General features: G+C 64.4%; 8 protein-coding genes. 4 read left to right on the top strand and 4 right to left on the bottom strand.

The window, feature by feature from the left end:
* Positions 1 to 79: 79 nt before the first annotated feature.
* Both ACFI9K_RS20620 and ACFI9K_RS20615 read left to right on the top strand, forming a co-directional pair.
* Positions 80 to 1,021: a PucR family transcriptional regulator gene (locus ACFI9K_RS20620; protein ID WP_462665232.1), complete on the top strand. Its 942-nt coding sequence runs from the start codon at positions 80 to 82 to the stop codon at positions 1,019 to 1,021.
* Positions 1,022 to 1,035: 14 nt separating this feature from the next.
* Positions 1,036 to 1,332 carry an antibiotic biosynthesis monooxygenase gene (locus tag ACFI9K_RS20615; protein ID WP_222091579.1) on the top strand — a complete coding sequence of 99 codons (297 nt, stop codon included), beginning with the start codon at positions 1,036 to 1,038 and terminating at the stop codon, positions 1,330 to 1,332.
* Positions 1,333 to 1,353: 21 nt separating this feature from the next.
* Here the strand turns inward: ACFI9K_RS20615 and ACFI9K_RS20610 are convergent, their stop codons facing one another.
* From ACFI9K_RS20610 to ACFI9K_RS20595, 4 genes are all read right to left on the bottom strand, one after another.
* The gene (locus ACFI9K_RS20610; RefSeq protein ID WP_462665231.1) at positions 1,354 to 3,207 is read right to left on the bottom strand and encodes an EAL domain-containing protein; all 1,854 of its coding nucleotides are present in this window, start codon (positions 3,205 to 3,207) and stop codon (positions 1,354 to 1,356) included.
* A 126-nt stretch (positions 3,208 to 3,333) separates the two neighbouring features.
* Complete coding sequence (locus tag ACFI9K_RS20605; RefSeq protein WP_462665230.1) at positions 3,334 to 5,703, bottom strand: lysylphosphatidylglycerol synthase transmembrane domain-containing protein; 2,370 nt, start codon at positions 5,701 to 5,703, stop codon at positions 3,334 to 3,336.
* A gap of 9 nt (positions 5,704 to 5,712) precedes the next feature.
* On the bottom strand, positions 5,713 to 6,300 hold the full coding sequence (locus tag ACFI9K_RS20600) for a GNAT family N-acetyltransferase (RefSeq protein ID WP_462665229.1): 588 nt from the start codon (positions 6,298 to 6,300) through the stop codon (positions 5,713 to 5,715).
* Positions 6,269 to 7,552, bottom strand: a complete 1,284-nt coding sequence (locus tag ACFI9K_RS20595; protein WP_462665228.1) for an MFS transporter — start codon at positions 7,550 to 7,552, stop codon at positions 6,269 to 6,271. Before ACFI9K_RS20595 ends, ACFI9K_RS20600 begins: the two co-directional genes overlap by 32 nt.
* An 89-nt stretch (positions 7,553 to 7,641) precedes the next feature.
* On the opposite strand from ACFI9K_RS20595, the gene ACFI9K_RS20590 reads away from it, so the two are divergent.
* Positions 7,642 to 7,956 carry an ArsR/SmtB family transcription factor gene (locus ACFI9K_RS20590; protein WP_462665227.1) on the top strand — a complete coding sequence of 105 codons (315 nt, stop codon included), beginning with the start codon at positions 7,642 to 7,644 and terminating at the stop codon, positions 7,954 to 7,956.
* Between the two features lie 33 nt (positions 7,957 to 7,989).
* Positions 7,990 to 9,138, top strand: coding sequence for a macrolide family glycosyltransferase (locus ACFI9K_RS20585; RefSeq protein ID WP_462665226.1), 1,149 nt, complete (start codon positions 7,990 to 7,992; stop codon positions 9,136 to 9,138).

Below are 9,138 nucleotides of genomic sequence, written 5' to 3'. Positions count from 1 at the left end.
GGGGGGGGGCGGGGGGGGGGGGGGGCCCCCCCCCCCCCCCCCCCCCCCCCCCGACACTGCCGCCGTCGCCGGGGAATTCATGACATCGGTACGCCTACCGCAGTATTGCCGAACGCAGCGCGTATCGATCTTTCCGGTCGACGGGGAGGCCACTCCACGCGTCGTGGACTGGTTCATCGCATTCGAAAGTGATTGGCAGACATGGGATGCGACGAGAATCTCGCTCGCCGGCCAGCTGGCGTCGATCGTCGCGGTCGAACGCGGTCGCGTCGACGAACGCGTAACCGGATCGGGAATCCTGGCTCAGGAATTCGTGCGGTCCATAGTAGGCGGCGCGACGCCTGCCGACATCCTCGCGCAGATGCACGTCATCGGATTGGATACCGAAACACGCTATGCGGCCGTCGTTGCCGCCACCTCCGGTGAGACGTTGCGGCTCGGTGAGCTGCGGCCACTGTTGCGCGAGGTACTGGACCCGGTCGAGATCACGCTGGGAGTCGTCGAGAACGAGGCCATCGCCTTGGTGGAAGCGCGCACCGACAAGACGGACGCCATCCGGCGCGCCGTCCAGTCGGTGATCCCGGGACTGGTCGGCAGTGGCACCACCATCGGGGTCAGTGCTCCCACCGCGGCCGCCGACATCAGAAGTGCAATCGAGGAGGCGCGCTACGCCCGTCGGCTCGCCGAGGGACGGGGTGCGGACTGCAGCGTCGTCGGGCACGATGAACTGGCAACGCTGACAATACTTCTGGCCAATGTTCCCGACGACGTTCGGCGAATGTTCACCTCGCGACTCCTCGATCCCCTGACCGAGTACGACGATCAGCACAACAGCGATCTCATCTCGACACTGTCGGTGTACCTCGACACCAACGGTGCGTGGACGCGATGCGCCGAGCAATTGCACATGCACGTCAATTCCGTGCGGTACCGGATCCAGCGCATCGAGGAACTCACCGGCCGTGACCTGTCGCGACTGGAGGACAGAATCGAGTTCTACTTGGCACTTCGGCTGAGGTGACTAGTGTAAAGCCCATGGCTCTCATCGCAACACTGGATTTCACGTTCAAGCCCGAATCACTGTCCGACGCCCGTGCATTGCTGAGCACGGTGCTCGCCGATACCCGCGCGTTCGACGGTTGCCTCGACGTTCAGGTGTGGGTGGACGAGGAAAACGAGGCGCACATCGTCGCCTACGAGACCTGGGAGTCGGCCGAGGCCGATGCGAAGTACCGCGAATTCCGCGCCGGGCCGGGCAAGATCACCGAGATGCCGCCGCTGCTGGCCGCCGCGCCTGTGCTGACGAAATTCACGGTCGACTCGTCGATCTGAGGCACTGCGGTCAGCGCAACGTCACTCGATGATGTTCGCCAACGGACGTGGGCGACCGGTGAGGAAGCCCTGCACCATATCGGCTCGGAGTTCGACGGCGACCTGCAGTTCCGCCTCCGTCTCGACGCCTTCCATGATGACGGTGGAGCCGATCTCGTGGGCGAATCCGATCACCGATGCGGCAGCGGCCCGGCGGACCGTGTCGGTGTCGATTCCGTGTACCAACGCGTAATCGACCTTGAGAGTGTCGGGCCGGAGTTCGACCACCTGGCGAAGCCCGGCGAAACCTGCACCGACATCGTCGACGGAGATCGAGATGCCCGCTGTGCGTAGGGAATCGATGGTTCGAGCGACGGCGCGGTAGTCGTCGACCCGCTCGTGTTCGGTGATCTCGATGTGAAACGCACGGTCTTTCTGGAACGGCCGTAGCTTCGCAGCCAGGTCGGTGGACCGGATGGTGTCGGCAGATGCGTTGAGGGAGATGAAGATTCCGCGCGGTAGAGACTGGGCGGCGACGAGGGCACGGTCGATGGCGGCGACTTCGAGGAGCGGCCCGATTCCGGCATTGGTGGCGTCGCGGAACCACATCGTCGGCGAGCCGTGGCCGAACGGGAAGCGCGAGAGCGCTTCGTAGCCGACGACGGCGGTGGTGAGGGTGTCGCAGATGGGTTGGAACACCACGTCCGGCCCGTCGTCGGCGATCAGGCCTTCGATGCGGGCCCGAATGTCAGCTCGTGTTCCCGTACTGCTGCCGCGTGCGCTGCCGTCGTCCTCGGACAGCCGAGCCTTGTTGCGGTACATCTCGATATCGGCCAGTGCGATCAGCTTGCGCACCACTGCCGGGGCGACGGGTTCGCTGCCGAGAGATTCGACAGCAGATCCGAGGCTGGTGGTGAACGGTGGCCCGGAGAACGTCTCGTCGAGACCGGCCCTGATCTTGTCGACGGTCGCCTCGATGTCGCCGGGAGAACCGACGTGTACCACCACGAATTCGTCACCGCTCAGACGCGAGACCACCGATGTCCGCGGGACCGCAGCCGTGAGTCGCGCTGCGATCTCGATCAGCACGGCGTCACCGGTCGGGTGCCCGAACCGGTCGTTGATCTCCTTGAATCGGTCGATGTCGAGAACAGTGACGCCGATGGTTCGATCGCCTGCATCGCCGGCGTACGCGATGCCGACGTCCTCGATCGCTTCGAGCAACCCACGTCGGTTGAACAGGCCCGTCAACGAGTCGGTGACTGCGCCCGAGGCCCGAGAGCGCAGATAGCGAATGTAGGCCCGCATCATCAGCGGGGTGAGGTACAGCGTGACGACGGTGACGGCGGTCGCGGCCACCAGCCACGGATTGGTTCCCTGATCCACCGCGAGGACGGCGAGGGTGAGGACCGTCGCGCACGAGACGGCGAGGTGAGCCCACATCACTCGATACGAGCTGGCGATGACGGTGAAGACCGCCACGATGGTGAACATCATGCAACCGGTCAGCGGAACTAGGCGGTTGGTACTGCTGAACAGAGTGGCCACGACGCCGAGATCGGCGTACACAACGAAGGCGTTGGCCACGCGCGGCGACGGCCACGGTCGAACGAACCACGCAATCGCCACCGGGATCGTCGTCAACGAACCGATCAGGACGAACACGCCCAAGCCGTCGTAGTGGATGCCGGTGGCAGACATCAGGACCCCGGACACACCGAAAAGCAGCGTCACGACGCCGATGAAGTAACGTACCCACCGCTCGCGTGCAGTGTTCGCGAAGTAGGTGTAATCGTCCTCTGCGCTGTCGAGAGGGGTGCCGATTCCAGGTCTGTACCGCGTGCGGCCTTCGGCCTCCACCGTAATCCCTGCTCTGGAAATGGGCGTACCTCTCATGGGCATATCCCCGGCTGGAATCGAACGCTACCAGGGCCGACCACGAAGAGCCCGGAATTGCAGATACCCGCTTTCTCGAACCCGACCGGACTACGTTCTCACCGGTCAGGCCATGTCTCGAGCGGATCAGACCATGTCTTTCTGGGTCAGCCAACGCAGCGTCGGCCAACCGAGGAACACCGGCAACCAGCAGGTGAGTACGCGGTAGAGCAACACCGACGGCACGGCGATCGAGGCAGGCAGACCGAAGGCGGCCAGACCACCGATCAGGGCGGCCTCCACCGCGCCCACGCCGCCGGGTGTCGGCGCAGCCGAAGCCAGGGTGCCGCCGATCATCGTCACGACGGTCACGGTCACGAACGTCGTACCACCGCCGAAGGCCTCGATACTCGCCCACAACGCCAGGGCTGCGCCCAACGTGGTTGCGGCGCAACCGAGAATGATGATGGAGAAGCGCTTGGGGTCACGCGCGAGCTCGCCCAGTTCGGTGAGGACTTCCTTGATCTGCGGCCGGACGGCGACGCGCAGCCACCTGCGCAGCTTGGGTACGAACATGAAGGTTCCGACGACGCCGAACGCGGCACCCGCAATCAGATACAGCACCGTGTTTCCGGGCACCATGTTCGACAGTCCCGAGGAGGTACCGGCGACGACACTGAAGAAGATCAACAGGCTCACATGCGTGATCACCTGGACCGACTGTTGAAGTGCCACAGCCGCAGTCGCGCGAACGGCACCCAATCCACCCTTCTGCAGAAATCGAACACTCAGTGCCAGTCCGCCCACGCCCGCGGGTGTCGTCGTCGCCGCGAAGGTGTTGGCAACCTGCATGACCGTCAGATTCCAGAAGCTGACCTTGCCGAAGGCGCACGCCCACAACGCCGCTCCGGCACCGATGTACGTCAGAGCGGACACCGCGAGCCCGAGCAGAACCCACCACCAGTCCACCGAACCGAGTTCGGTGACGAACGTGGGCACCGCACTGATGAACGGGTACGCGACGTACACCAATCCGATCAACAGTACGAGCGAAATTATCTGGTTTCGGCTGAAGCGAGTGACCTGCTCCGCCTCGATCTTGGCGGTACCGGTCTGTTCGAGAACCTCGAGCCGCACGGCCTTCATCGTCTTGCCTGCATCACGAACCGATTGGCGAATCCGAGGTGGAATGGCGGACTTGGTGAGCCGGCCCGATGCCGCAACCACGACATCGAAACCGAGGACATCGATGGCGGTGGCCACCGCACGGCGAGATCCGAAAAGGTCTGCAGTGGTGAGCAACAACTGCGCCACATCGGATTGCATCTGAGCGTCGGACGCACCCAGTTCGGCATGTCCGTAGCCGCAGAACAGAGCCCTGCCGTCCTGGATTCTCAGTTCGCCGCGTCGAAGGTCTCCGTGCGAGATCTGATTCTCGTGCAGGATATCGATGGCCTTCCACACCGCGCTGAGGGCGTCGTCGTCGTGTTCGGCCTCGATCGGCTCACCGAGGGGCAGGTCGTGTGCGTACAACGTCCATCCCCGATCGAGAGCGGCGACCGCAAGGGGATGACTGCCTGCCGCTCCCAGCCGCTCGATGGCCAGGCCCATCAGTGCTCGATGCTCGACCGCGCGGCGCATGGACGCGTGGAGCGGCGCAGTTTCACTGCCCCGCAGAGTGATCCATCGCCAGAACTGTCGCACCGCGCCGCCACTGCGCTGATTCTGACCGTACAACTCGACCACCACGTCGGCGTCGGATGTGTGCACGTTCAACACCAACGGGCCGGTGCCGGCCGGCCGGACGACGGTGAACTTCTGAATGCTGACACCGCGATCGCGGAACAAGCGCACCGCCGCGTCGAGCGGAACCTCGAGAGCCGGTGTGCCGACCAACAGAACGATGACGGCTCCGACGAGCCAGCCGACGGCCAGCCCGAGTATCGAGCGAGCCGGGACGACGGTGGAGACGACCAGGTGCATGGGCACGAACGCCAGCAAGAGCGTCCACCATGCCCGACGCCACCGCGCGGGAAGGCCGGGACCGGACACCGTCAGTGCCGCGGCCAGCATGGCGATCCAGCGAGAGTCGTCGAGGAACTGCGAGAGGAAGGTGTCGAGTCGCTCGGGAACTTCCAGGTCCCAGTTCGGTGTGGAGATTCCGGTGCCGGTGATCGACAGCGCCAACGCGGCCAGTAGTGCCGCTGCCGCATACCCGGCGAGAAGCTTCCATTTGCGGCCGGCGATCAGGCCGATCAGTACTCCGAAGGGGAGCGCGAGAATGGCGACGCCGTACACGATGTAGACGGCATTGGACTGGTCGGGGCTGAGCACACCGACGATGTTCGACACCGATTGCTCGAGCGCATCCCATTGATTTCGGGTGATCAGCGAACCGGCGATGACCACGCCGAGGAGCACCGCAGCCGACACGACTCGAATGATGTCACTGGTTCTTCGCACCAGCGGTTGAAGCAGGTTTCCCGTTACGGGAATGTCCCGCCCATCCACACGCATGGGGCCAACCTACCGTGCGGTACGCCTGCGGAGTTCGTTGCGGACGGCGGGCCACTCGGATTCGACGATCGAGAACACGACGGTGTCGCGCAGCGAACCGTCGGGCATGCGTTGATGATTGCGCAGAACGCCGTCCTGCTTGGCACCGAGCCTCGCGATCGCCGTGCGCGACTGCAGGTTCATCCAGTGCGTGCGAAATTCGACGGCGATGCATCCCAGGTCCTCGAAGGCATGCGTCAGCAGCAGTAATTTGCTCGCGGCGTTGGTCCCGGTTCCGTGCGCGGAGCGGGCATTCCAGGTGTACCCGATTTCGACTCGACGGTTGGTCGAGTCGACGTTGCAGAAGGTCGTCGCACCGATGATCTGGCCGGTGTCGTTGCGGCGCAACGTGAATGGAAGCATCGTTCCGGCGTCGGCCAATCCGAGTCGGCGATCGATCTCGGCTGCCATGTCCTCGGGTTTCGGCACGCTGGTGTACCAGAGGTTCCACAACTCACCGTCGCGGGCGGCATCGCTCAGTCCTTCGAGGTGGTCGTGGCTCAGCGGCTCGAGAGTCACGAGATCGTCAGCGAGGGTCACCGGTTGCAGAAAGGGCATTCGCCGACGATACGTCGGAACGTGCCGTCCGGGAAAGCGCAATGATCGCGGCTGCAGTGACGGCGACAGCCGCGGCGGTGAGGGTGATCACCTCGGAGAACGCGTGCGTATAGGCGTCGGCGAATCCGGGTTGTCCGGATGCAGCGGCGTCGGCGTCGGTTCGATCGGTGAGTTCGCTGCGGATGAGGAAAGCCAACAGCCAGGCGTAGCCCGCGACCGCGACGGCCTCGCTGCCGATGCGGAACAGGTTGAGTACGCCGGCGGCGGTGCCGCTGCTGTGCGCTGGAACCGCGGCGAGAGCTTCGCCGTCGACGAGGCCGATGGGGAGACCGAATCCAAGCCCCACCGCGATCATGGGGACGACTATGGCGGCAAGCGGGACGCCGGGTTGTAATGCCAGCATGCCGAGGTTGCCGAGTACGAGGCACACCAGGCTCGTGAGAATGACGCGAGTGGGTGTGACGGCCTCGAACGTCGTGCTCAGTCTCGCGACGGTCAACGGGGCGAGCAGCACCGGGATGGTCATCGCCAGCATGAACAGTCCGGCTCGGCCGGGAGTGAGCGACGCGACGGCGCTCAGGGCGGCCGGTAGATAGGTGAGCAGGGTGACGAAGCCGATGGCTCCGGCGACCGGTACCAGGCACAATGCGAGGAATCGACGGTTGCGTAAGAGGCCGAAATCGAGCAGGCGGTGCGAGGTGGATTCGCTGCGCAGGTCCGGCAGGGCCAGTGTGCCGACGGCCGCGATCAACAGGACTGACGCTTGAGTGGCGAATACCCCGCGCCAATCCAGTACGGCGACGAGCAGCCCGGAGATCGTCGGCCCCAGTGCTAAGCCGAGCCCGTTCACGGTGCCGAACAGGGCGAAAGCCGTGGCTCGTTCGGTTCCGTGAAAGTGCAGCGACAGAATCGACGTCGAGCCGACCAACACCGCAGCCGCACCGACACCTGCGACCACCCGTGCCACGTCGAGGACGGCCAGGGAGGGCGCGAGTGCGCTGGCGAGGCTCGCTGCGGCGGTGAGCAGTACGCCGATGCGGAACGACGTGCGGTGGCCGATGCGGTCCGACACGCCGCCCCAGACGACGGTGAAGAGAGCGAACGCGACGTTGAAACCGTTGACGACCCACTGCAACGGCGTCGGATCCGCGCCCAGATCGGAGGCGATGACCGGGAGTGCGATGGCGGTGCCGGAGATCGACATCGGCACGACGAACTGCGCTGCAAGTACGACCGGTAGAACTGCCCTCATGAATCCCCCTGGGTCTAGGTACGATACTTTTCGTACTAGAGCAGGTTTTAAGGTACGGCGCAAGTCGTACCTAGACACGGGAGGAGCGCATGGCAGACGAAAACGGGCATCCCGAGCCCGACGAAATGCAGCTCGGTGCAGTGATGTCGGCACTGGCGGATCCGTTGCGTCGCAAGGTGGTCACCGAACTCGTCGGCGATGACGACGGTGCCGAGCGGACGTGTATGTCGTTCGAGCTCGGTGTCACCAAATCGACTCTCACGCATCATTTTCGAGTACTGCGTGAGGCAGGACTGGTTTTCCAGGTGGACCGCGGTAACAGTCGCAAGGTCACATTGCGTCGCCGGGAGCTCGAGGATCGGTTTCCCGGCCTGCTCGATCTGATTGCCAACGAAATCCGCTAGCCCGGCGTGGGAGTCGGCCGTACGGTGAGGCGCATGCACATCGCAATGATCGGTACGACGGCTCCCAGTCACATCTATCCGTCGTTGGCGCTCGTTGCGGAGCTGGTGCGACGCGGGCATCGCGTCACCTATGCCGTCGGAGATTCTCTGCGGCACGTGGTCGAACCTGCAGGCGTAGAGGTGGTCTCGTTCGAGTCGATGCTGCCCGACGGAGAGGCCTCGTGGCCCGATGATCCGGCGTCTGCGATGCACGTGTTCCTCGACGAGGCGATGCAATCGTTTCCGATGCTGACTGCGTTCTACGACGACGACCAGCCGGACCTGTTCCTGTACGACATCGGCGGTCTGACCGCGCCGGTTCTCGGGGTGCGTTACGGGGTGCCTGCCGTGCAACTCTCGCCGACGTACGTGGCCTGGAATGGGTACGCCGAGGATCTCGGGGATGGTGTGACCGCAATTCGAGAGTCGCCGACCGGTGTCGCGTACCGCGACACCTACGCGAACTGGTTGCGAGAGAACGATATCGACGCCGATCCGTGGGACTGGATCACCTACCCGGAGCGCTGCCTGTCGCTGATCCCCCGGGTGATGCAACCGCATGCCGATCGGGTGGCCGATTCGGTGCAGTTCGTCGGACCGTGCCTCGATCCGGTGCGCCTGAGTGACCGCAGCTGGACGGCACCAGAGGCACCTGTCCTGTACATCTCTCTCGGTACCGGATACAACGAGCGACCGGAGTTCTATCGACTGTGCATCGAGGCGTTCGGGAACACGGACTGGCATGTGGTGATCTCCATCGGCCGACGTGTCGATCCGGCTGCGCTCGGTGAGCTTCCTGCGAATATCGAAGTACACGAACATGTTCCGCAGCTTGCTGTGCTGGACGCCGCCGCTGTGTTCATCACCCACGCCGGCATGGGTGGTTGTACCGAGGCGCTGTGGTTCGGCGTCCCGACCGTCGCCGTTCCCCAGGCGGTCGATCAGTTCGGTAACGCCGCGATGCTCGCCGAACTCGGAGTGGGCGTGCACCTGGACTTCGAGAAGATCACTGCAGCGATGCTGGTCGAGGCTGTCGCCGAAGCTCGCGAATTCGGTTCACGTGCCGCAGAACTCGCTGCTGACGTGCAAGCGCACGGCGGCGTCGAACAGGCGGCTCATGCGGTCGAGGCATTCGGCCGCTGA

The sequence above is a fragment of the Rhodococcus sp. PSi06 genome (genome assembly GCF_054960675.1).
Note: the sequence above shows the minus strand (reverse complement) of the source record. Positions and strands in the feature narration are given on the sequence as shown.

Bases quoted from the DNA above. Each gene is read 5' to 3' on its own strand.
- ACFI9K_RS20620 (WP_462665232.1), top strand. From the start codon at position 80: ATGACATCGGTACGCCTACCGCAGTATTGCCGAACGCAGCGCGTATCG.
- ACFI9K_RS20615 (WP_222091579.1), top strand. From the start codon at position 1,036: ATGGCTCTCATCGCAACACTGGATTTCACGTTCAAGCCCGAATCACTG.
- ACFI9K_RS20610 (WP_462665231.1), bottom strand. From the start codon at position 3,207: ATGAGAGGTACGCCCATTTCCAGAGCAGGGATTACGGTGGAGGCCGAA.
- ACFI9K_RS20605 (WP_462665230.1), bottom strand. From the start codon at position 5,703: ATGCGTGTGGATGGGCGGGACATTCCCGTAACGGGAAACCTGCTTCAA.
- ACFI9K_RS20600 (WP_462665229.1), bottom strand. From the start codon at position 6,300: ATGCCCTTTCTGCAACCGGTGACCCTCGCTGACGATCTCGTGACTCTC.
- ACFI9K_RS20595 (WP_462665228.1), bottom strand. From the start codon at position 7,552: ATGAGGGCAGTTCTACCGGTCGTACTTGCAGCGCAGTTCGTCGTGCCG.
- ACFI9K_RS20590 (WP_462665227.1), top strand. From the start codon at position 7,642: ATGGCAGACGAAAACGGGCATCCCGAGCCCGACGAAATGCAGCTCGGT.
- ACFI9K_RS20585 (WP_462665226.1), top strand. From the start codon at position 7,990: ATGCACATCGCAATGATCGGTACGACGGCTCCCAGTCACATCTATCCG.